Below are 21784 nucleotides of genomic sequence, written 5' to 3' on the forward strand. Positions count from 1 at the left end.
TAGCCATTCCATCTGTCTACTTTCAAGGACGCTTCCATGATTCGTAAATGCCTATTCCCCGCAGCCGGCTATGGGACCCGCTTTTTGCCCGCCACCAAGGCCATGCCGAAGGAGATGCTGCCGATCGTCAATAAGCCGCTGATCCAGTACGCCGTCGAGGAAGCGCGCGACGCCGGCCTGCAACATATGGCCATCGTCACTGGCCGGGGCAAGCGAGCGCTGGAAGATCATTTCGATGTCAGCTTCGAGCTCGAACACCAGATTCGCGGCACTGATAAGGAGCGATTCCTGGAAGGCACTCGTGAGCTGATCGACACCTGTACTTTTTCCTATACCCGCCAGGTGGAAATGAAGGGCTTGGGGCACGCCATTCTCAGTGGTCGTTCGTTGATTGGTGATGAGCCATTCGCCGTGGTGCTGGCCGACGACTTGTGTCTGAACCTGGAAGGCGACGGCGTACTGGCGCAAATGCTCAAGCTCTATGAGCAATTCCGCTGCTCGATCGTGGCGATTCAGGAAGTACCTCGTGAGCAAACCCAGAAGTACGGCGTGATTGCCGGCGAGCTGATTCGCGAGGGTATTTACCGGGTCAACAGCATGGTCGAAAAGCCCCGCCCGGAAGACGCCCCGTCCAACCTGGCCATTATCGGTCGGTACATTCTGACCCCCGATATCTTCGACCTGATCGCTGACACCGAGCCTGGCAAGGGCGGTGAAATCCAGATCACCGACGCATTGATGAAGCAGGCCCAGAACGGCTGCGTGCTGGCTTACCAATTCAAGGGACGACGCTTCGATTGCGGCGGTGCCGAAGGTTACATCGAAGCCACCAACTTCTGTTTCGAGAACCTGCATCAGAACACCTTGTGACGGCGCTGAACCCTGACAAACGTGTGCGTTATCGAATCGATTTTTCGGTCTTTATTACCCTATGGACGAAGCCTCTATGAAGACATTGAGCGGTTTCAAGGCAGATGACAGTCGCCGCCCGTATGGCGCTGACCTTAAAAACAACCTCGCGTACCTCATCGTGCGCGCCTATGCGTCGGAGCTGATCTTTCCCCGCGTGCAGAAACCGCCAGTGCTGCTGGTGGAGCGCATCGGCGCCTTCCCCTCCTCCGGGGAGATCCGCCGCCACGTCAAGGATGGTCCGGCGTTGCTGGCGAGCATCAGGCAGCGTTACGCCGCCGACGCCCTCGATATCGACGAGAGCGACGGGCTGAACCTGGTCTTTACCGACTGGCGTCTCAGCTTGCGTCTTTTGGACGATGGTTGCGTGACTTGCCTGACGGTGGAAAGTCGCGGCGATAGTTCGCTCATGCAGCACAAAACTGCCGAACTGCTGGGGCACATCGATGCTGGGAGGGGATTCGAATGAACGCGATTGCAGAACACGCCGCCAAAGCCTGGTATCTGCTTCAGTGCAAACCCAAACAGGATGAGCGCGCCGAAGAACATTTACAGCGCCAGGGTTATGCCTGTTTTCGCTCGACCTACCGGCGTGAGCGCGTTTTGCGCGGGCAGCGTCGAGTGATCAGCGAGTCGTTGTTTCCGGGCTATCTGTTTATTCAACTGAGCCTTCAGGACAGTTGGGGCCCGCTGCGCTCGACCCGCGGTGTTTCGCGAGTCGTCGGGTTCGGCGGTCAGCCACTGCCGATTCGCGATGCGCTGATCGACGAGCTCCAGGAACGGGACAGCCAGGCGATCGTGACAACGTTGTTGAGGCACGGGGATACGGTGCGCATCACTGAAGGCCCGTTCTCCGATCTCGAGGCGGTGTTCCTGGCCATGGATGGCGAGGAACGGGTGCTGTTGATGATGAATTTCCTGCAGCGTGAACAGCACATCAGCTTGCCATTGGCTGGCGTTAACAAGATTTAGATCCGCCCGGAGTCCTGAGTCAAAGAAACCTGTGGCGAGGGAGCTTGCTCCCGTTTGAGTGCGTAGCACTCACAAAAATCGGTTGTCAGATTTTTGGGGCCGCTACGCAGCCCAGCGCGAGCAAGCTCGCTCGCCACAAAGCCGAGGAAAACCTACGCTACTTCCGAGAGATGATTCCAGTCGATCCAACCCAAAAACCATGTCGCCAGAATCAGCAAACCGAACGCAATCCGGTACCAGGCAAACACCGCATAACTATGATTGGCGATGAACTTGAGCAAACCGCGCACAGCAATCATCGCAAAGAGGAATGCGGCAACAAATCCCAAGGCAAACACCGGCAAGTCTGCGGACTGGAACAGGTCACGGTACTTATAGCCCGAGTACACCGCAGCCCCCACCATCGTCGGCATCGCCAGGAAGAATGAAAACTCGGTAGCCGTCTTGCGTGACAGGCCAAACAGCAACCCGCCGATAATCGTCGAACCCGAGCGCGAAGTGCCGGGGATCATCGCCAGGCATTGCGCGCAACCGACTTTCAAGGCATCGGTCCAGCGCATCTCGTCAACGTGATCGATAACCACCACATGCTCACGTTGCTCCGCCCACAACATAATGATTCCACCGATCACCAGCGCCACGGCCACGGTGATCGGGTTGAAAAGATATTCATGGATTTTGTCAGCGAACATCACACCCAGAACAACCGCCGGCAAGAAACCGATCAACAAATTCAGCGTGAAACGTTGCGCATTACGCTGGGTCGGCAAACCGGTAGTGATCTCCAGAATCTTGTGACGAAACTCCCAGACGACCGCCAGAATAGCCCCCAACTGGATGATGATATTGAACGCCATGGCTCGCTCACCGCCGAAGTCGAGCAAGTCCGCGGCAATGATCTGGTGTCCCGTACTGGAGATGGGCAAAAACTCTGTGAGCCCTTCAACCAACCCTAGAATCGATACCTGCGTGGTAGTCCAGAAGTCCATTAATCCCCCGTTAAACCCTCTCGACTGAGAGGTCTGTTGATGATGCCGAGCAGTTGATTGCTGATCGCGATTAAACCCGTCGGACCAACGGAGGATTAAAGCGCACTCTCTGCCCGCTTTAGCCAAACGTTATAAAACGTCCATGACCGGGCTATGACTACCTCTACAGCCCCGACCGCCTGCTACGCTTTGCGTTCATGACCGGAGGAACAACCATGCCAGACGATCCCACCCCCGCCCTGCTCGATCGCTTCAACCAGAACATCACGGCCCTCGGCCGCGCTATTGATGAGATTGGCATCTGGATTGATAAGCGCGGTGATACTGACGTGTCAGAGCGGATAACCGATCACCTTAAGGTGCTGGCCGGTAACACTGACGCCATTGCCGAGCTGATGGCTGACCTGATCGCCAGATGGACACCCGAAGAAGAAATTGACCCGGAAGACTGATACTTGTGTGTCGCAAATCCATGGATGCCACTCATCGTCGGATCGTTGACGTTTTGACTTTGGGCGCGCGCAATGTCCTACCCAAAAATGATCGCCCAAGAGAAAACTCCATATGGCAAAGATCATAGTGCTCGCCGGTGACTTCCCACAGGGAGATGGGGAGTATTACTCGGGAACCATCACGCTCAAAACAGCCCTTAAACCACGAGTGGGGAAAAGTTTCTCCGTCTCGGAATTTAAAGATCTGACGGTCCAGAACACGGACTCCAATAAAAATATAAAGAGCGCCATAGGCCTGGGCATTGCCGGCGCGATGTTGTTGGGGCCAGTCGGTGCCATCGCAGGCTATCTGCTTGCTGGCAAGAGCACCGAGGTGACCTTCATGGCCACACTGAAGGACGGTGGCAAGCTCTTGGCTGCAACCGATTGCGATACCTACCGGGATATCTCGGAGCGCGCCCTCAATAAATCCCGTCCCGGTCGCCGACGCACTCCTTCCGAGTCACTTGATAACGGATCCATTCACTGATCCGCTTGCCCGGCGACGGCGAGAATGTTGCAGGGCACCCGATACAGAACATGCTCTGTGGTACTGCCCACCCACTTGTCCAGCCCCTTGCGATGCGCATTGCCCATGACGATCACATCGGCCCGGTGATGCGCGGCAAAGTCGGCCAGCGCTTTACCGGGCGGCCCTGCAACGAAGTGTTGCCGCTCGGTGGGCACGCCGTAGTGATCGGCCAGCGCGATGAATGACTTGTGCAAAGACTTGCGCACGTCGCTGTTAAAGCCAGGCATCGTCACTGCACCCGCGCCGGCATCAGACATGTGCGTCTGCGATAGGTCGTAGGCATACAGCAGATGCATTTCTGCATGGCATTGCGTTGCCAATTCGTTCGCGGCCTGGACGATCAGGTCGTTGATTCCAGTGATCTGAGTCTCTGGGTGCGACGGATCGACTGCCGCCACGATCACGCGCGGAAGTGGGCAACTGACTTCGCTGACCAGATGCACAGGCACTGGACATTCGCGCAGCAGATGCCAATCCAGAGGCGTGATGAAAACGCGTTTGAGCGCCGACTCATGCTGCACATCCTTGATAACCAGATCCGCCTGCGTTGTTGTCACGTGCTGAAGGATCTCTTGCAACGCGTCGCGTGTGAAAAGCACCTCGGTACTCAGGTTGATCCCGCGCCCACGGATCAGCTCGGCTTCATCGTTGAGCCATTTTTCGTTCTCTTGCTGACAAGCCTCACGAAACCGCGCATTGGCGTGGATCAAACCCAGGATGCTGAAATCTTCGATAAACACCGTGATATGCAGCGCTGCGCCCGTGGCTTCGGCAAGGGCGACGGCCCGCTGCAGCGCCGGCGTATGACGCATGGTGGGACCGGCTATTAGAAGGAGTCGTTGATATTGGCTCATGTCACACCTCCAAACGTTCTGGGATATCTGCTAGCCCCCCAGCCTCTCGTCTGTCGCACCGCCAGCGATCTGCTATCGCCTCAATGACCTGGATCGACACAATCAATATACGCCTGGATTCAACTAACCCGCCAAGATGTGGATCATCGTACCCACTACGATGAACCCCATCCCGACGGCCAATTGATTGACGACGCGAAGTTACTTCTTCGCATACTTCGCGCCGTGCGGATCGTTAAGCTTCACCTGCATCAGTTCCCATTCACGCTGAATGATTGAGTAAGGGATAAAGATGCTGATTCTCTCAGCCCCCTTTAACCCAGGGTGAAAACTCACATCATTAAGGGTGGTGGAGAAAAAGCCGACATTGATACCGACAATACTGCCGTCATTGCCGATGACGGGACCACCCGACATCCCCTTGATCATCGGGGCATCATGGATCGCATAGCGTTCGCCGCTGCCTTCATCGCTATTGATGAAAGGCGCCGGGTACACTTTGCCTTGCCCGGTGACAGTCGTCATGTAGGGGCTCGCCCCCACGGCAGTGATGTGTTCACCCACACGCGGTGCGCGCCATGACGGATAACGACCGTCGGCCTTGTGCTGGATGAAGACGAGGTCGCAGCCGGTGCTGCAGCTGTATTCCACGTGGCGGATGAGGGGGGTGTGGCGAGTGGTGACGGCATAGTCTTCGTTCCATTGCACGGCCGAGGCCATGTACAGATAGGGCAAGGGAAAGCCCGAGAAGACTGAAAAATATGAGTCATTGGCAGGCCCCGACAAGTCGGGTTTTACCATACCGTTGCATCCTGCAAGAACAGCTCCTGTTAAAAAGTAGGTCATGATTTTAATCATGATAATCACCGACTTATAAGGAGGTTTGATTTTTATTGTGGCGAATCTTTTAGTTGTCTGGTGCTTGTAGTTTCCCTCGCAGCCCTGGTCTGGTGCATTTATTTATGGCTGAAGTTGTAAAGAATGCGTATGAATAAATTGTGCTAAGACTAATTGCTTTTCGATCCATATAACAAACTGCAAATATTTGACGCCTGAAAAATGGCAGAACCACAAATAAAAACAGAAATTAAAGTTGCACACTTCAACTAAAACGGGTGAAACAGCCGCCGTCAGAGCAATTTAACTCACTTCGGCATGCCTCGGTAACGCCACAGAAATCATCGCCGCGAAAATAACAAACGCACTGGATATCCATAAACACGCCACCAGCCCGAAAGCCTGATAAACCCAGCCAGAGAGCACGGTGCCGATCAGCCGTCCCATGGCGTTGGACATGTAGTAAAAACCCACGTCCAGCGACACGCCGTCTTCCTTGGCATAGGACACGATCAGGTAGCTGTGCAGCGAGGAGTTCACCGCGAACAGCGCACCAAAGACCATCAATCCGCCCAACAGCACCGCCTGTTGCGACAACCCAGTGTTCAGCCCCAGAGCGATTGCCGCGGGCAGGCCTGCCAGGGCAAACGCCCACAGAAAGGCAGCGCGACCATCAGGAACATGGCCCCGTTTCTTGCCGGTGATTCGCGGCGCGAACGATTGCACGATGCCGTAGCCGATCACCCAGGCCGCGAGGAATCCACCGACCTTCCAGAAGTCCCAGCCAAAGACGCTGCTCAAGTACACCGGCAAAGCCACGACAAACCAGACATCGCGAGCACCGAACAGGAACATCCGGGCCGCTGACAGAATGTTGATCGCCCGGCTTTTGGACAGGATGTCGCGAAACCTGGGCTTGGCTTTGGCCTTACCCAAATCCTTCGTCAACAGAATCAAGCTGCTAACCCAGATCAGCGCCAGAACACCCGCCAGGGCCAGCAATGCCCCTTTGAACCCGATCAGGGCGAGCAATGCCCCGCCGAGAAAGAAGCCAACCCCCTTGAGTGCATTCTTCGAGCCGGTGAGGATGGCTATCCATTGGTAAAGCGTGCCCTGCTGCCCCTCGGGCACTAACAGCTTGATCGAGCTTTTGGCGCTCATTTTGTTCAGGTCTTTGGCGATCCCCGACAACGCCTGCGCGCCCATCACCCAAGGAATCGTCAGCCAGGCCACTGGCACCGTCAGCATCAACAGCGCCACAACCTGTATCCCCAACCCGATGTTCATGGTCCGGTTCAAGCCCAGTCGGGCGCCGAGATAACCGCCCAGCAGATTAGTGATCACACCAAAGAGTTCGTAGAACAGAAACAACGCCGCGATTTGCAGCGGGCTGTAGCCCAACGCGTGAAAGTGCAGCACCACCAACATGCGCAAGGCACCGTCGGTGAGGGTGAAGGCCCAGTAATTGCCCGTCACGAGCAGGTACTGCCGCACTTGAGGCGTGAGGGCTGACAACGCTTTCATCATCGCTCCTCAGACGGCCAGACCGACCATTCTGGCCAGTTCGACAGTGCGGTTCGCGTAAGCCCATTCATTGTCGTACCAGGCATAGAGTTTGACCTGGGTGCCATTGATGACCATGGTCGACAGCGCATCGATGATCGATGAGCGTGGGTCGGTGCGGTAGTCGATGGACACCAGCGGACGCTCCTCGAAACCGAGGATGTCTTTCAGTTCGTTCTCGGACGCGTTCTTGAGGAACTGATTCACTTCTTCGACAGTGGTGACGCGCTCGACTTCAAAGACACAGTCGGTCAGCGAAGCGTTGGCCAGCGGTACGCGCACGGCGTGACCATTCAGACGCCCGCGCAGTTCCGGGAAGATTTCGGCAATCGCGGTGGCCGAGCCGGTGCTGGTCGGGATCAAACTCATGCCCGACGCCCGGGCACGGCGCAAATCCTTGTGGGGTTGGTCGAGGATGCTTTGCGTGTTGGTCAGGTCGTGGATGGTGGTGATCGAGCCGTGGCGAATCCCCAGTTTTTCGTGGATCACCTTCACCACCGGTGCCAGACAGTTGGTGGTGCACGATGCGGCGGTGACGATGCGATGTTCCGCCGGGTTGAACAGCTGATGGTTGACGCCCATGACGATGTTCAGTGCGCCCTGCTCCTTCACCGGGGCGCTGACCACCACACGCTTCACGCCTTGGTCGAGGTAAGCCTGAAGCACCGCGACGGTCTTCATCTTGCCGCTGGCTTCAATCACCAGATCGCAGCCCGACCAATCGGTGTCGGCAATCGCCTTGTTGGCCGTTACCTTGATGCGTTTGCCGTCGATGACGATGTTGTCGCCCTCGGAGTCGGCCTGGTCAATCCAACGGCCATGCACCGAGTCGAAGTTCAGCAGGTGCGCATGGGTTGCCGCGTCGCCTGCCGGATCGTTGATCTGCACGAATTCAAACTCTGGCCAGCGCCAGGCTGCTCGCAGAGCGAGGCGACCGATGCGGCCAAAACCATTGATGCCCACTTTGATAGTCATGTTGGTGTGCTCTGTTTCTGTTGTCAGGGGTGGCGCTTTGGGAATCATCAAGCCGGGCAGCAAGCCGCTGCCCGTTCGGGACGGTCACCCATTTCTTCAAGGCGTTTGGCATCTGGGCTCAACCAGTGCTGGTTGGCTTCGAGCACCAAGGTCAGCACCTGATGCACCCAGTCTGGAAGGTTCGGATGCAGTCGGTAAAAAACCCATTGACCCTGCCGACGGTCCGAGAGCAATCCGCCTGTGCGCAATTGCGCCAGGTGCCTGGAGACTTTGGGCTGGCTCTCATTCAACGCACAGGTCAGCTCGCAGACGCACAGCTCACCCTCTCGGGCGATGAGCAGCATCATGCGGACCCGGTTGTCGTCAGCCAGGCATTTGAAAACGGTGGTCGGCGTCAGGTGGTCAGCCATTGGGTTTCTCTGCGTGGGGTGTTCATATGCGTTTTTCCGAATATATGTTTTCCCGCATGTACGGGTCAACGGCAAATGTATCGACTCCGTGTGTGAATGATATTTATTTACTTACAAAAGGTAATCGTTATCATTAACGCAATAACTAAAAAAGGAGCTCATGGTGGCTTTACCGCGCATTTACCCCGCCTCTCTCTCACTGCTGGGGCTTTTTGCAGTACCTGATTTGCAAGCACAAACCCAATCGGCATTGGCCCTTCCTGCAACCGCTGTGACCAGTGATTACAGCGAGCAGAGCTACAAGCCGACCGACAGCCGCAGTGCGCTGAAGATCGATGCGCCGCTGCGGGATATCCCGCAAACGGTGAACGTGATCCCCCAGAGCGTGATCAAGGATCAGGGCGCACAGTCGATGGAAGACGTGTTGAAGAACGTCCCCGGCATCGGTCTTTCCAATGGCGATGGCCAGCGCGACCAAGTCACCATTCGCGGCTTCAGTGCCATCGGCGACATGTACGTCGACGGCGTTCGTGACGACGCGCTCTACTTCCGCGATCTGTCCAACGTCGAGCGCGTGGAAGTGATCAAGGGACCGGCAGCGGTGCTCTATGGCCGTGGCTCATCCGGTGGCCTGATCAATAGCATCAGCAAGAAACCCAACTTCACCCCCAAACAGGAAGTGGGTGTCAGCTTCGACAGCGAGGGTAAAAAGCGCACGCAGTTCGACGCTGGCTGGGCCGATCAGCAGCAAAACGACAAGGCATTCCGGGTGACCGGTGCGCTGGAGAACAGCGACACCTTCCGCGATGACGGCTATATCGATCGCAAGGCCATTGCGCCTTCGGCCTACTTTAAACTCTCCGACGATCTTGAGCTGAACCTGGGGGCGACTTACCTCTATGACAAACGCTTGATCGACTTCGGCATTCCCGCACGGGGCGATCGTCCGGTCGATGTCGATCGGGACAAGCGCTTCGGTGCCGCCGACCCGGATGACGATTACACCCGCAGCGAAGTGTTTTCGTTCACGGCCGGCGTCGACTACCGCATCAACGACGACTTCACCCTCAGCAACACCAGCCGCTACTACCACTATGATCTGGATCGCAACAACACACTCGCCGACTCCAGCCCGACCCGTTTCGTCACCGCTCCCAACGGCGAACTGCTGGTAAAGCTCAATCGCGGCAACGTGCAGCGCAAGGAAGACGGCTGGTTCAACCAGACCGAACTGAAGCAACAGGCCACGCTGGCCGGGATGAACCACAACCTGCTCTATGGCGTGGAGCTGGGGCGTCAGGTCAAGGATCAATCCGTCTTTAGCCAGAACAACGTAGCGCGGGTTCCGGTGTACCGCGATGGTTTGGTCGACGTACCGTTCCAGGCCAACCGACAAACCGCCAAGGGCACCACTACCCAGGACACGGCCGGTTTCTACGTCCAGGATCTGATTGAACTGACCCCGCACTGGAAAGCTTTGCTGGGGGTGCGCTATGACGTGTTCGACCAGCAATATTCGGATGACCTGACGGGTGCCTCCATGTCCCGAACCGACAACACTTGGAGCCCGCGCGCAGGCCTGGTCTATCAGCCTGATCAGGTTCAGTCCTACTACATTTCGGTGAGTCGTTCTTATCAACCCTCCTCCGAAGTCTTCGCCCTGAGCACTAGCAACCAGGACCTTGAGCCGGAGCAAACCACCAACTTCGAGATCGGTGGCAAGTGGGACCTGCTCGACAATCGCCTGGCGTTGACGGCGGCGCTGTTCCGTCTGGAACGCACCAACATGAAAACGACCGATCCGGCGAACCCGACCAAGCTGGTCCTGTCGGGTGAGCAGCGCACCGACGGTCTTGAACTGACCGCCACCGGGCAGTTGAGTGACAAGTGGCAGGTCTATGCCGGCTATGCCTATCTGGACGCCGAGATCACCAAGTCCAACAACCGAACCAACGGCGTTGCCAACGAAGGCCAGACACCAACCCTGACCCCGCGTCACAGTGCCAACCTCTGGCTGGTGCGCTCGCTGACCAACACCTGGCGCGTGGGCATGGGGGCGAACTATGTCGATGACCGTTACACCGCCCTGGACAACCAGGTGGTCATGCCCGCTTACACCACCGTGGACGCGGCGTTGCTCTATAACTTGCCGAAATGGGACATGGCGCTGCGCTTGCGTAACGTCTTCGACAAGGACTATTACGCCTCGGCCCATGGCTCGGTAGACCTGATCACCCCCGGAGCACCACGGACTCTGGAGCTGAGCACCAACTACCGGTTCTGAGTGGAACCTGAAGCAGATGCCCTGCCTTCCAGGCAATGCCAATCAAGCACTGTTCCTCAGTCATGCTTACCTTGGTGGCGAGCGAGCTTGCTCGCGTTGGGCTGCGTAGCGGCCCCAAATATCTGACAACAATCGTCGATTTTTGTGAGTGCTACGCACTCAAGCGGGAGCAAGCTCCCTCGCCACAGGTGTCGGTGACTCAAGACTCTCTTCAGTGAATAGCAACATCGTGACAACGATTCAAAGCTCAACTAACCTTCAGCGCGCGGAGAGTGATGAGAATCTCTCGCGTTGTCAGACAACAACAATATGTAGAGGAAAACCCATGCGTAAACTTCTGTTGCTCTCGCTTCTTGCCGCCTCCCCCTTGGCTTTCGCCGGGACTCAATGCACCACAGCCGACAAGGCCCAATGGCAGGACCAGGCCAAGTTCCAGGAAGATCTCAAGGCCAAGGGCTACAACATCAAGAAATTCAAGGTCACGAGCGGCAATTGCTACGAGATATACGGCTGGGACAAAGACAAGCGCAAAGTCGAAATCTACTTTGACCCGGTCACCGGCAAGGTCGTGAAAGAAGAAATCGAATAGGACCCCTGTGAAAGCTGAAACCCTGCGCCTCTGGGACCCCCTCGTACGCGTTTGTCATTGGTCCCTGGCGGTAGTCTTCATCAGCGACTACTTCCTCAATGAGGAAGGAGACGGCTGGCATCGCTGGCTCGGCTATTACGCCGTGGCTGTCGTGTTGGTGCGCGTGGTGTGGGGGTTCATCGGCCCGCCAGCGGCGCGTTGGTCAGACTTCTGGCCGACCCCGACGCGGGTCGTTCAGCATGGCCGGGCGCTGTTTTCCGGCAAGGGCTATCACCGCATGGGGCACTCGCCCATCGGTGCACTGGTGATGGTCCTCATGCTGCTGTTGATGACAGGTCTGGGTATCAGCGGTTTTTTGATGGAAGAAGTGGACTATTTCTGGGGCGAGGACTGGCTACGTGATGTCCACGAGTTTATGGCCAATGCGCTGCTCGCGCTGGTTTGCGTGCATATCGTCGCCGCGTTGGTGGAAAGCGTCCGCTTGCGTGAAAACCTGCCGCTGTCGATGATCACTGGCCATCGCCGTAAGCGCTAGGTCTCAAGCACTCTTCCCCATCGGTTGCAGCAGGCACCGCGCGCCCAACGCATCAATCTGCGGACGCCCGAATAAATAACCTTGCCCCCACTCGCTGCCGCAGGCGCTGGCAAGCGCCCTGTCGGCTTCGGACTCAATCCCTTCGATGATCACACACGGCGCCAGGGTCTTGCACAACTGCACCAAGTGGCCAAGGGTCTGGGCGTTGTTGGTCTCCAGGCGTGCACGCTGGATGTAACCCTGGTCAATCTTGACGATGTCCGGTCGGGTCTGACGAATGAATTCCAGGGTACCCAGCCCCGCGCCAAAATCGTCGATGGCCACCCGGCAGCCCAGTTCGCGCAAGCACAGGACGAATTCAATTGCCGCCAAAGTGCTGGGCGGCGTGGCGCTTTCGGTGATTTCAATAACCAGTCGCGCGGCCACCGAGGGCGCATCACGCAATTGCGCGATGATCTCCTGCCAGTAGTGGTCGACGATGGCGCTTTGCGCAGAGATGTTGCAGCCCAATCGCAGGTGTTCATCCAGCAGCAAGCTGTCGATCACGCTATGCACCACGCTGCGGTCAAGCTCGCGCATCAGTTGATGTTTCTCCAGCATCGCAAAGGGATAGACCCCTTTCCCCAGGGCATCGATATGCCGCAGCAGCCCCTCCTGATACAGCACCCGACTGCTGTCGGGTAACCAGACCACCGGCTGAAACGCCAGGACTAATCGGCCGAGAGCCAACTCACTGTAAAAGTTTCTAACTCTGTGCATGACACATCCGTGGACAAAGCAGCGGCTTGTCGCCGGCTGAGTGTGACTACGCCGAACGGGCGCTCCTGCGACTGCAAGGGTTGACTGCCGGCCATAATCGCCCCGCCTCTCGCCGTCAGGAAGTGTTCCCGGATACCTTTCGTTTGTCCTTGGAAACGTGGTCGTCCCGTTAATCGACTGTGGTGATTTGTTTATTGCGATCATGCGCCGGCTCGCGCGATATCACTTAGCTACCACTTCAGGATGAACTATGCACAGAATGACCTGCGCCAGTTTTCGGGTGCTTGCCGATGTCTTGACCGACGGAGGTGCAAACGTGGAAGCCTTGCTCAAGCAGTTCGACAGCAGCGAGGAGGTCTTTGCAAACCCCAAAGGTGTCGGGCTGGAGCTGGTCTATAAGGTGATGGAAGAAGCGGTAAAGCGTACCGGCAATCCAGATATCGGCCTGCTGGCCTATACCCGGGCGCACCCGGCCAATCTGGAGGTGCTCGGTTATGCCGTGATGTCCAGTGCCACTCTGGGCACCGCTCTGCAACGCCTGGTGGACTATCACTCACTGATCAGCAACGGCTTCTGCATGTGCCTGGAACGCAAACCCCGGGCGCTGAGATTGATCGGCTTCGATATCAGCATGGAACCGTCACTGACGCCCCGCCCGTTCATCGATGCTGGTGCCGCGCAAACGCTGGGGCTGGTCCACTGGCTGCTGCCCAAGCACAAACCCCAACCCCTGGCGGCGAGCTTTACCTACCCCGAACCCGCGGACACCTCATGGCTGGAACGTTTGCTGGGCAGCAACCTGCTGTTCGACGCACCGTACAACAGCCTGACGTTCAGCCTCGACGACTGCTCGATTGCATTGCCCACCGCCGATCCAGCATTGGATGTCCTGCATGTCGAATACGCTCGCACGCGCTTGAACCTGTTGCTCAATGACTCAATGACCGCGCGGGTCCGACGGGTGCTGTCCGAACGTCTGGCCCAAGGCGTGCCCAGCGACCTGGACAAAATCGCCCAGGTGGTCGGGGTTAGCGCGCGCAGCCTGCAACGACGCCTGAGCAATGAAGACATGCACTTCTCCGCGCTGCAGGATGAGGCGCGGCTGATGCTCGCACACAACTTCCTGCGCAACTCGGTGCGCAGCGTAAAGTACATCGGCGCGTTGCTGGGTTTTCGCGATCAGAGCAGCTTTCATAAAGCCTGCATGCGCTGGTTCGGCATGACCCCGGGGCGCTATCGCGAAGAGTCCTGATACCGCGCATTGCCCTCCCCCTTGTGGGAGAGGGCGAGGCCAATCCTAGGTGTGATGTATTTCCCGATCCTTGGTTTCCGGCAGGAAGAACGTGCCAAGAATGGCCGTCATCACGGCGATGACGATCGGGTACCACAGCCCGTAGTAGATATCCCCCGTGGCCGCGACCATGGCGAACGCCACCGTGGGCAGAAAGCCGCCGAACCAGCCGTTGCCTATGTGGTACGGCAGCGACATCGAGGTGTAGCGAATGCGCGCCGGGAAGAGTTCCACCAGCCAGGCGGCGATCGGGCCGTAGACCATGGTGACGTAGATCACCAGGATGGTCAGGAGCAGCAGCACCATCGGATAGTTGGTCTTGGCCGGGTCGGCCTTCTCGGGGTAACCGGCGTCCTTGAGGGCGGTGCCGAGGGTAGCGACGAAGGCATCGTTGCGGGCCTTGAAGTCGGCGGCTGGCATGCCGGTACCCTCGAAGCTCTGGATCACCTTGTCGCCGATGCGGACCTGCGCGATAGCACCTGGTTCGGCCTTCACGTTCTCATAGGGTATGGCCTTCTTCGCCAGCACAGTCTTGGCGAGGTCGCAGGAGCTGGTGAATTTGGCCTTGCCCACCGGGTCGAACTGGAACGAGCACTTACTCTGATCGGCAATCACCGTGACCGGGTTTTTCTCCTGCGCGGCGAACACGTCGGGGTTACCGTATTGGGTCAAGGCATTGAAGATCGGAAAGTAGGTCAGCGCCGCAATAATGCAGCCGGCCATGATGATCCCTTTGCGGCCGATGCGATCGGACAGGCTGCCGAATACGATGAAGAACGGCGTGCCGATCAGCAGCGAGCCGGCAATCAGATAGTTGGCGGTCTGTGGGTCGATCTTCAGCGTCTGCAGCAGGAAAAACAGCGCATAGAACTGTCCGGTGTACCAGACCACCGCCTGGCCGGCGGTACCGCCAAGCAACGCCATGATCACTATCTTGAGGTTTTCCCAGCGGGCGAAGGATTCGGTCAGCGGCGCCTTGGACGACTTGCCTTCTTCCTTCATCTTCAAGAACACCGGTGACTCGCTGAGTTGCAAGCGGATGTACACCGAGATGATCAACAACAGAATCGACAGCAGGAAGGGAATCCGCCAGCCCCAGGCCTCGAAGGCTTCGTTGCCGAGAATGGTTCGGCAGGCAAGGATCACCAGCAGCGAAAGGAACAGGCCGAGGGTCGCGGTGGTCTGGATCCACGAGGTGAAGTAGCCGCGTTTGCCTTTGGGCGCATGTTCGGCCACGTAGGTCGCCGCGCCGCCGTACTCACCGCCCAGGGCCAGGCCTTGCAACAGGCGCAGGGTGATCAGGATGATCGGCGCCGCCACGCCGATGGTCGCATAGCCGGGCAGAAAACCCACTATGGCGGTGGAGACACCCATGATGACAATGGTGATGAGGAAGGTATGCTTGCGCCCGATCATGTCGCCCAGTCGACCGAAGACGATGGCGCCGAAGGGCCGTACAGCGAAGCCGGCGGCGAACGCGAGCAGCGCGAAGATGAAGGACGTTGTCTCATTGACGCCGGCGAAAAAGTGCTTGGCGATGATCGCGGCGAGGGAGCCGTAAAGATAGAAGTCGTACCATTCGAACACGGTGCCCAGGGACGAGGCGAAAATGACCTTGCGCTCCTCCCTGGTGATCCCGTGGTGGGGCGCGCTGCCCGTGGATGCGTTGTCGATTGCGGCCATGAGTCTTCTCCGTCTTGCTCTTGTTGTAGGCCGGAGTACCTCACTCTCTTTTTACCGCACCCAGGCCCTATGGCTGATGTCATCGGATTACGGATTGCGCAAAGCATGCAAACAGGCTGATGGCCTCGCATCGCTGCAAGGTTTCTTGAAGCATAATCGGCTTCGCACAGATATCCACTCGGCCATCCTGCTCAGACCCGGGCCGACGCGCTGCCGAATGACTAACCAGACCGGTGAAATCCCACGCGAAGCGTCTGGGTGGCGTTCGCTGATGCCTATTCTTCGGGGCGGCCATCGCCTGGAACTTCGCAGCGAAAGAATTTCGTATACCCTATCGCCATCTCACTCCAAACGACCGCTGCCGTGAACCTACCCAAACTCAACGCTCCCGACCTTGGCAATACACCATCGACTTCGGAAATCATCACCCGTCATTTGCGGGACGCGATCGTCGCCGGGCATTTCGCCGAAGATGAGCCGATTCGCCAGGATGACATCGCCCGCCAGTTCAACGTCAGCAAGATCCCGGTGCGCGAGGCCCTCAAGCGGCTGGAGGCCGAAGGGCTGGTGATGTTCCAGCGCAATCGCGGGGCGATGGTCACGCGGGTTTCCGATGCCGAACTGGCGCAGATGTTCGAAGTGCGGATGTTGCTGGAGGACAAAATACTGCGCCTGGCCATTCCCAACATGACCGAAGAAACCTTCGCCCGTGCCGAGCGCATCTGTCAGGAATTCATCGGCGAGGACGACGTGGGCCGCTGGGCCGAGCTCAATTGGGAGCTGCACGCTTGCCTCTATGAGCCGGCGCAACGACCATTTCTGGTCAGCCTGATTCGTTCGGTCAACGACAAGCTGGAGCGCTACCTGCGCATGCAGATGAGCCTGTCGGCCGGCAAGGAACGGGCTGATCACGAGCACCGTGAGATCATCAAAGCCTGTCGTGCCGGGGATGTGGATCTGGCAGTAAAGCTGTTGGACGAGCATATTGCCGGGGTCTGCAAGACCCTGTTCGAGCACCTGCCTCACGCGCACTGACCGTTAGAGTGCTGTGCTGATTTCGTCATCGGCACAGGATAAATCCATCAAGCCGACACCCCGCTGCACAGGCCACTCTTTCGTTCACTCATCTGAACGGACGTGGCCATCCCATGAAACGCATCACCGTGATCGACTCCCATACCGGCGGCGAACCGACCCGTCTGGTGACCGCAGGCTTCCCTGACCTGGGCACCGGCAGCATGGCCGAACGCCGCCAGCGGCTCGCCGAACATCACGATCAATGGCGCGCCGCTTGTGTGCTCGAACCCCGTGGCAGCGACGTGCTGGTGGGTGCCCTGCTCTGCGAGCCGGTCGACCCGAGCGCTTGTGCCGGGGTGATTTTCTTCAACAACACCGGTTACCTGGGCATGTGCGGCCACGGCACGATTGGCCTGGTGGCGTCGTTGGCGCATCTGGGCAAGATCAGCCCCGGCGTGCATCGCATCGAGACGCCCGTGGGTACGGTGCAGGCGACTTTGCACGACGACCATTCGGTGAGCGTGCGCAATGTGCCGGCCTACCGTTACCGCAAGGCGTTGGTGTTGCAGGTGCCAGATATCGGCCAGGTGGTCGGTGATATCGCCTGGGGCGGCAACTGGTTTTTCCTGATCGCCGAGCATGGCCTGCGGGTGGCCGGCGACAACCTCGACGCGCTGACCGCTTACACCTACGCCGTGCAGCAGGCACTGGAGGCCCAGGGTATTCGTGGCGAAGACGGCGGGCTGATCGACCATGTCGAACTGTTCAGCGATGACGATCACGCCGACAGCCGCAACTTTGTCCTCTGCCCCGGCAAGGCTTATGACCGCTCACCGTGCGGCACCGGCACCAGCGCCAAACTGGCGTGCCTGGCAGCGGACGACAAACTGCAACCGGGACAGATCTGGCGCCAGGCCAGTGTCATCGGCAGCGAGTTCGAAGGCTCTTACGAATGGCAGGGCGAGCGCGTTGTGCCGACCATTCGCGGCCGCGCTTTTATCAGCGCCGAAGCCAGTCTGATCATCGAACAGGATGACCCGTTCGCCTGGGGCATTCGCCCATGAACGAGGGCCTTGTGGCCGATGTGATCGTGATCGGCGCCGGCATCATCGGCGCCGCCTGTGCCCAGGCGCTGGCCCGTCGTGGCTTGCAGGTGCTGGTGCTGGACGCCGGCCTGCACGGTGCGACGGCGGCGGGCATGGGCCACCTGCTGGTGCTCGACGACAACCCGGCCGAGCTGGCCCTGAGTCAATATTCCCTGCAACGCTGGCGCGAGCTGGCACCGGACCTGCCCGACGGCTGCGCCTACCGCAACAACGGCACACTGTGGCTGGCGGCCAACGCCGAGGAAATGGCAGTCGCCCATAGCAAATACTTGAACCTGAAAGCCCAGGGCGTGGCGTGCGAATTGATCAGCGCCAGTGCCTTGCGCCAGCGTGAACCGGAACTGCGCGAAGGTCTGGAAGGCGGTTTGCTGATCAATGGCGACGGCATTCTTTATGCGCCGGCGACAGCCAACTGGATGCTCGACACGCCGAACATCCGTCAGCGCCGGGCGCGGGTCAGCGCAGTCGATGGCAACCGCGTCTGCCTCGATGACGGTCACTGGTTGAGTGCCGAAGCGGTGGTGTTGGCCAACGGTATTCAGGCCAACGAACTGTGCCCGGAGTTACCCATCGAGCCGAAAAAAGGTCACCTGCTGATTACCGATCGCTACCCCCGCACCGTTACCCACACCTTGGTCGAACTGGGTTACGTCACCAGCGCCCACAACGCCACGGGGCCGTCGACCGCCTGCAATATTCAGCCGCGCCCCACCGGGCAATTGTTCATCGGTGCCTCGCGCCAATTCGGCACCACCGACCCGCAGGTCGAAGGCTGGATGCTGGCGAAAATGCTCAAGCGCGCCGCCGAGTACATGCCGGGGCTGGCCCGACTCAACGGCATCCGCGCCTGGACCGGCTTTCGCGCCGCCAGCCCCGACGGCCTGCCGCTGGTGGGCCAACACCCGCAACGCCAAGGCTTGTGGCTGGCGGTGGGTCACGAAGGTTTGGGCGTCACCACGGCCCCCGGCACAGCTGACTTGCTGGTGGCGCAACTGTTCAACGAACCCCCGCCACTGGCCGCACCACCCTATCTGCCCCAGCGTTTCCTTGGAGAACCTGCCTATGCCTGAATTGCTGCTGGACGGCCGCGCCTTGACGGTGGCCGAGGGCACTAGCGTCGCCGCGGCCTTGGCGTTGGGCAGCGACGGCTGCACGCGCACGTCAGTCAGTGGTCAGCGCCGCGCACCGCTGTGCGGCATGGGCATCTGCCAGGAATGCCGGGTGACCATCGACGGCCGGCGACGCTTGGCCTGCCAGACTTTGTGCCGAGACGGCATGCAGGTGCAGACATGCCCATGAACGAATACGCCGATCTGCTGATCATCGGTGCCGGCCCCGCTGGCATGGCCGCCGCCCTTGCCGCCGCACCCAGCGGCGCACGCATCGTCCTGCTCGACGACAACCCGCTGCCGGGCGGGCAAATCTGGCGTGACGGGCCTCAAGCCAACGTGCCCGATCAGGCCCGTCGCCTGCGTGAGCGTTTGCAGTCATGCAGTAACATCCGCCGTCACGCTGGCACCCGAGTGATCGCCAGTCCCGGTCCGAAACAGCTGTTGGTCGAAAATGACGATGCCGGCTGGCTGATCAGCTACGACAAACTGATTCTGTGCACCGGCGCCCGCGAGTTACTGCTGCCCTTCCCCGGATGGACGTTGCCCGGCGTGACCGGGGCCGGTGGTTTGCAGGCGCTGGTCAAGGCGGGTGTTCCGGTGCAGGGTGAACGCATGGTGATCGCCGGCAGCGGCCCGCTGTTACTGGCAAGTGCCGCCACCGCGAAAAAACATGGCGCCCAAGTACAACGCATCGCCGAGCAAGCCTCGCGCACCGCCGTCGCCGGTTTCGCCGCGCAACTGCCCCGCTGGCCCAACAAGCTGATGCAATCGTTCAGCTTGTTCAACCGCCATTACCGGACCGCGACTCATGTGCTGGCCGCCCTCGGCACTGACCGACTGGAAGGCGTGCGCCTGCAACAGCAAGGCAAAATCGTCGAACTGGCATGTGATCGGCTGGCCTGTGGTTTTGGCTTGATCCCGAACATTCAGTTGGGCCATGCACTGGGTTATGCCATCGAAGGTCAGGCGTTGGCGGTGGATGCCTGGCAGGCCAGCAGCCATTCCGATCATTATGCGGCGGGTGAATGCACCGGGTTTGGTGGCAGTGAACTGGCGTTGGTCGAAGGTGCAATTGCTGGTCACGCGGCGGTCGGTAACCTTGAAGCGGCCCGCCAATTATGGCCACGCCGGGCACGCTGGCAGGGTTTCGCCAGAGCGCTGAATCAGGCATTCGCCCTCGCCCCGCCACTCAAGTCCCTGGCCCAACCCGACACTCTGGTTTGCCGCTGCGAAGACGTGCCTTACGCCGCATTGGCCGGGCATTCTGACTGGCGCGAAGCCAAGCTGGCCAGCCGCTGCGGCATGGGTGCCTGTCAGGGCCGGGTGTGCGGCGGTGCGGTGCAGCACCTGTTCGGCTGGCAACCTTCGGCACCCCGCCCACCCTTCAACCCGGCGCGAATCGAGACCTTGATGTGCCTGGACGACACCCCGCCAGCCTGAAACTCCCTCGGGGGTTTCGGCCACGCTGTCGAGCCTCTATGATCCCGGGGTCGCCATCAGACCCCAGCGCCATGTATCCCTCGCTCAGCACCTTCAAACCCTGCGACTTGCCAACGCTGCTCAACAGTCTGCAGCCGATTGCGCCGCTGCTCGATACCCTGTCGGACGTGGTGTTTTTCATCAAAGACTGCGAAGCCCGCTACGCCTTCGTCAACCAGACTTTGGCCCGGCGTTGCGGTTTCAAACATCGCGAGGAACTGCTGGGGCGCACCGCCGAAATGGTCTTCCCGGAACGCTTCGGCCCGCTGTACACCGAACAGGATCGACGGGTCCTGTCCAGCGGCCGCGAACTGGCCGATCAACTGGAGCTGCACCTGTATTACGGCAACCAGCCGATCTGGTGCCTGACCCACAAACTCGCCTTGCAAGATGAACAGGGTCACATCGTTGGCCTGGCCGGGATCTCCCGCGACCTGCAATCACCCCAATCCAACCATCCCGCCTTCCAGAAACTCGCCGCCATGGATGCGCACATCCGCAGCCACTTCGCCCACGCCATCAGCCTCGCCGAACTGACCGCCATCACCGGCTATTCCGTGGCGCAACTGGAGCGTCACTGCAAACGGGTATTCCAGCTCACCCCACGGCAGATGATTCACAAGGCGCGCCTGGAAGAAGGTTCGCGGCTGTTACTGCACACCGACCTGCCCATCACCGAAATCGCCCTGCGCTGCGGCTACACCGACCACAGTGCCTTCAGCCGACAGTTTCGCGCGTTGACCAGTTTGTCACCGAGTCAGTTTCGCGATAATCAGCGCTAAGGATCGTTCCCACGCTCCGCGTGGGAACGCAGCCCGGGACGCTCCGCGTCCCACTCTCTAAAGCCGAACGCAGAGCGTCCGTTGAGGCATTCCCACGCGGAGCGTGGGAACGATCAACAGGCGATGTTTAAACGACACTTCCAGACACTCACCCAGGCTACACATCCTTGCGCCGTTGCCTACGACTACGCCAGAATCCGCCGGCTTGTACGCCTTGAGGCCGGGCTCTATCGTTTCCGGGTCGCTGACGAATCAGCGATCGGGTTTAGCAGCTCGGTAAATATCAAGGCACGCAGTGTCATCTCTCGATCAGCCGGCTACTTTTGCCTACGCTGGTCTGCGTTATGGTGACTGTGCGTGGGGCACTTCGGTGCGCCGGGTTCCTTGATCCCTGGTCTGCTAACCCGCGTACGGTCGCCACCCTTTCTCGTTTAGCAGCGACATGTGGCGACTCCATTGATCAAGGAGTTTTACCATGTTCAAACCTACACCGAACCCACCGGAAACCGATCCGGCATCCCCGTACGAATCCCTCGATTCGAAAAAACTCAACGAAGCCGCCGATCGCGCCCTCGATTACTACCTCAAACCGGACATTCCCAAAGACACCAAGCG

At 59.1% G+C, this 21784-nt stretch carries 23 protein-coding genes and 1 pseudogene; 16 read left to right on the forward strand and 8 right to left on the reverse strand.

Annotated elements, in window-relative coordinates:
- Window positions 1-36 precede the first annotated feature (36 nt).
- The 3 genes from galU (at window position 37) to rfaH (ending at window position 1881) form a co-directional block, all read left to right on the forward strand.
- A complete protein-coding gene (galU, locus tag PMI18_RS14830; protein WP_007900875.1) occupies window positions 37-870 on the forward strand; it encodes a UTP--glucose-1-phosphate uridylyltransferase GalU in 834 nt (277 codons plus the stop codon).
- A 76-nt stretch (window positions 871-946) separates the two neighbouring features.
- A complete protein-coding gene (locus PMI18_RS14825; protein ID WP_007900876.1) occupies window positions 947-1378 on the forward strand; it encodes a hypothetical protein in 432 nt (143 codons plus the stop codon).
- On the forward strand, window positions 1375-1881 hold the full coding sequence (gene rfaH, locus PMI18_RS14820) for a transcription/translation regulatory transformer protein RfaH (protein ID WP_007900877.1): 507 nt from the start codon (window positions 1375-1377) through the stop codon (window positions 1879-1881). The genes PMI18_RS14825 and rfaH overlap by 4 nt, the downstream gene beginning before the upstream one ends.
- A gap of 152 nt (window positions 1882-2033) precedes the next feature.
- On the opposite strand, the gene PMI18_RS14815 is transcribed toward rfaH, so the two are convergent.
- Entirely contained in the window at window positions 2034-2870 is an 837-nt protein-coding gene (locus tag PMI18_RS14815; protein WP_007900880.1) for an undecaprenyl-diphosphate phosphatase, read from the reverse strand.
- A gap of 215 nt (window positions 2871-3085) precedes the next feature.
- Here PMI18_RS14815 and PMI18_RS14810 point away from each other — a divergent pair, with 215 nt between their 5' ends.
- Both PMI18_RS14810 and PMI18_RS14805 read left to right on the forward strand, forming a co-directional pair.
- On the forward strand, window positions 3086-3322 hold the full coding sequence (locus tag PMI18_RS14810) for a hypothetical protein (protein WP_007900882.1): 237 nt from the start codon (window positions 3086-3088) through the stop codon (window positions 3320-3322).
- A gap of 112 nt (window positions 3323-3434) precedes the next feature.
- Window positions 3435-3851: a hypothetical protein gene (locus PMI18_RS14805; protein ID WP_007900884.1), complete on the forward strand. Its 417-nt coding sequence runs from the start codon at window positions 3435-3437 to the stop codon at window positions 3849-3851.
- Here PMI18_RS14805 and PMI18_RS14800 read toward each other — a convergent pair.
- The 5 genes from PMI18_RS14800 to PMI18_RS14780 form a co-directional block, all read right to left on the reverse strand.
- Entirely contained in the window at window positions 3845-4747 is a 903-nt protein-coding gene (locus tag PMI18_RS14800) for a universal stress protein (RefSeq protein ID WP_007900885.1), read from the reverse strand. The genes PMI18_RS14805 and PMI18_RS14800 overlap by 7 nt on opposite strands.
- Window positions 4748-4948: 201 nt before the next feature.
- Window positions 4949-5548 (reverse strand): serine protease, encoded by a 600-nt coding sequence (locus PMI18_RS14795; RefSeq protein ID WP_007900887.1) that lies wholly within the window; start codon window positions 5546-5548, stop codon window positions 4949-4951.
- 339 nt (window positions 5549-5887) lie between these two features.
- Window positions 5888-7108 (reverse strand): organoarsenical effux MFS transporter ArsJ, encoded by a 1221-nt coding sequence (arsJ, locus tag PMI18_RS14790; RefSeq protein WP_007900888.1) that lies wholly within the window; start codon window positions 7106-7108, stop codon window positions 5888-5890.
- A 9-nt stretch (window positions 7109-7117) separates the two neighbouring features.
- Window positions 7118-8122 (reverse strand): ArsJ-associated glyceraldehyde-3-phosphate dehydrogenase, encoded by a 1005-nt coding sequence (locus PMI18_RS14785; RefSeq protein WP_007900889.1) that lies wholly within the window; start codon window positions 8120-8122, stop codon window positions 7118-7120.
- Between the two features lie 47 nt (window positions 8123-8169).
- Entirely contained in the window at window positions 8170-8532 is a 363-nt protein-coding gene (locus PMI18_RS14780) for a metalloregulator ArsR/SmtB family transcription factor (RefSeq protein WP_007900890.1), read from the reverse strand.
- Between the two features lie 160 nt (window positions 8533-8692).
- Here PMI18_RS14780 and PMI18_RS14775 point away from each other — a divergent pair, with 160 nt between their 5' ends.
- The 3 genes from PMI18_RS14775 to PMI18_RS14765 all read left to right on the forward strand — a co-directional run bounded on the left by PMI18_RS14775 (window position 8693) and on the right by PMI18_RS14765 (window position 11940).
- Complete coding sequence (locus PMI18_RS14775) at window positions 8693-10816, forward strand: TonB-dependent receptor (RefSeq protein ID WP_033036421.1); 2124 nt, start codon at window positions 8693-8695, stop codon at window positions 10814-10816.
- Window positions 10817-11141: 325 nt separating this feature from the next.
- Complete coding sequence (locus PMI18_RS14770; RefSeq protein ID WP_007900892.1) at window positions 11142-11405, forward strand: PepSY domain-containing protein; 264 nt, start codon at window positions 11142-11144, stop codon at window positions 11403-11405.
- 7 nt (window positions 11406-11412) lie between these two features.
- Window positions 11413-11940 carry a cytochrome b/b6 domain-containing protein gene (locus PMI18_RS14765; RefSeq protein WP_007900893.1) on the forward strand — a complete coding sequence of 176 codons (528 nt, stop codon included), beginning with the start codon at window positions 11413-11415 and terminating at the stop codon, window positions 11938-11940.
- A 3-nt stretch (window positions 11941-11943) separates the two neighbouring features.
- Here the strand turns inward: PMI18_RS14765 and PMI18_RS14760 are convergent, their stop codons facing one another.
- Window positions 11944-12699: an EAL domain-containing protein gene (locus tag PMI18_RS14760; RefSeq protein WP_007900895.1), complete on the reverse strand. Its 756-nt coding sequence runs from the start codon at window positions 12697-12699 to the stop codon at window positions 11944-11946.
- 250 nt (window positions 12700-12949) lie between these two features.
- On the opposite strand from PMI18_RS14760, the gene PMI18_RS14755 reads away from it, so the two are divergent.
- Window positions 12950-13951: an AraC family transcriptional regulator gene (locus PMI18_RS14755; RefSeq protein ID WP_007900898.1), complete on the forward strand. Its 1002-nt coding sequence runs from the start codon at window positions 12950-12952 to the stop codon at window positions 13949-13951.
- 45 nt (window positions 13952-13996) lie between these two features.
- Here PMI18_RS14755 and PMI18_RS14750 read toward each other — a convergent pair whose 3' ends face one another.
- Window positions 13997-15673 carry an MFS transporter gene (locus PMI18_RS14750; protein WP_007900900.1) on the reverse strand — a complete coding sequence of 559 codons (1677 nt, stop codon included), beginning with the start codon at window positions 15671-15673 and terminating at the stop codon, window positions 13997-13999.
- Between the two features lie 363 nt (window positions 15674-16036).
- Between PMI18_RS14750 and PMI18_RS14745 the strand changes: the two genes are divergently transcribed.
- The 7 genes and pseudogenes from PMI18_RS14745 to PMI18_RS31920 form a co-directional block, all read left to right on the forward strand.
- A complete protein-coding gene (locus PMI18_RS14745; protein ID WP_007900901.1) occupies window positions 16037-16708 on the forward strand; it encodes a GntR family transcriptional regulator in 672 nt (223 codons plus the stop codon).
- 113 nt (window positions 16709-16821) lie between these two features.
- Window positions 16822-17754, forward strand: coding sequence for a 4-hydroxyproline epimerase (locus PMI18_RS14740; RefSeq protein WP_007900902.1), 933 nt, complete (start codon window positions 16822-16824; stop codon window positions 17752-17754).
- Window positions 17751-18866, forward strand: coding sequence for an NAD(P)/FAD-dependent oxidoreductase (locus tag PMI18_RS14735; protein WP_007900903.1), 1116 nt, complete (start codon window positions 17751-17753; stop codon window positions 18864-18866). The genes PMI18_RS14740 and PMI18_RS14735 overlap by 4 nt, the downstream gene beginning before the upstream one ends.
- A complete protein-coding gene (locus tag PMI18_RS14730; protein ID WP_007900905.1) occupies window positions 18859-19095 on the forward strand; it encodes a (2Fe-2S)-binding protein in 237 nt (78 codons plus the stop codon). The genes PMI18_RS14735 and PMI18_RS14730 overlap by 8 nt, the downstream gene beginning before the upstream one ends.
- Window positions 19092-20348 carry an NAD(P)/FAD-dependent oxidoreductase gene (locus tag PMI18_RS14725; RefSeq protein ID WP_033036423.1) on the forward strand — a complete coding sequence of 419 codons (1257 nt, stop codon included), beginning with the start codon at window positions 19092-19094 and terminating at the stop codon, window positions 20346-20348. The genes PMI18_RS14730 and PMI18_RS14725 overlap by 4 nt, the downstream gene beginning before the upstream one ends.
- A gap of 71 nt (window positions 20349-20419) precedes the next feature.
- Window positions 20420-21169 (forward strand): AraC family transcriptional regulator, encoded by a 750-nt coding sequence (locus PMI18_RS14720; RefSeq protein ID WP_033036426.1) that lies wholly within the window; start codon window positions 20420-20422, stop codon window positions 21167-21169.
- A gap of 475 nt (window positions 21170-21644) precedes the next feature.
- Window positions 21645-21784: pseudogene (locus tag PMI18_RS31920) on the forward strand (DUF6124 family protein); the annotation flags it as partial.

The organism is Pseudomonas sp. GM102 (genome assembly GCF_000282555.1).
Classification (GTDB): Bacteria; Pseudomonadota; Gammaproteobacteria; order Pseudomonadales; family Pseudomonadaceae; genus Aquipseudomonas.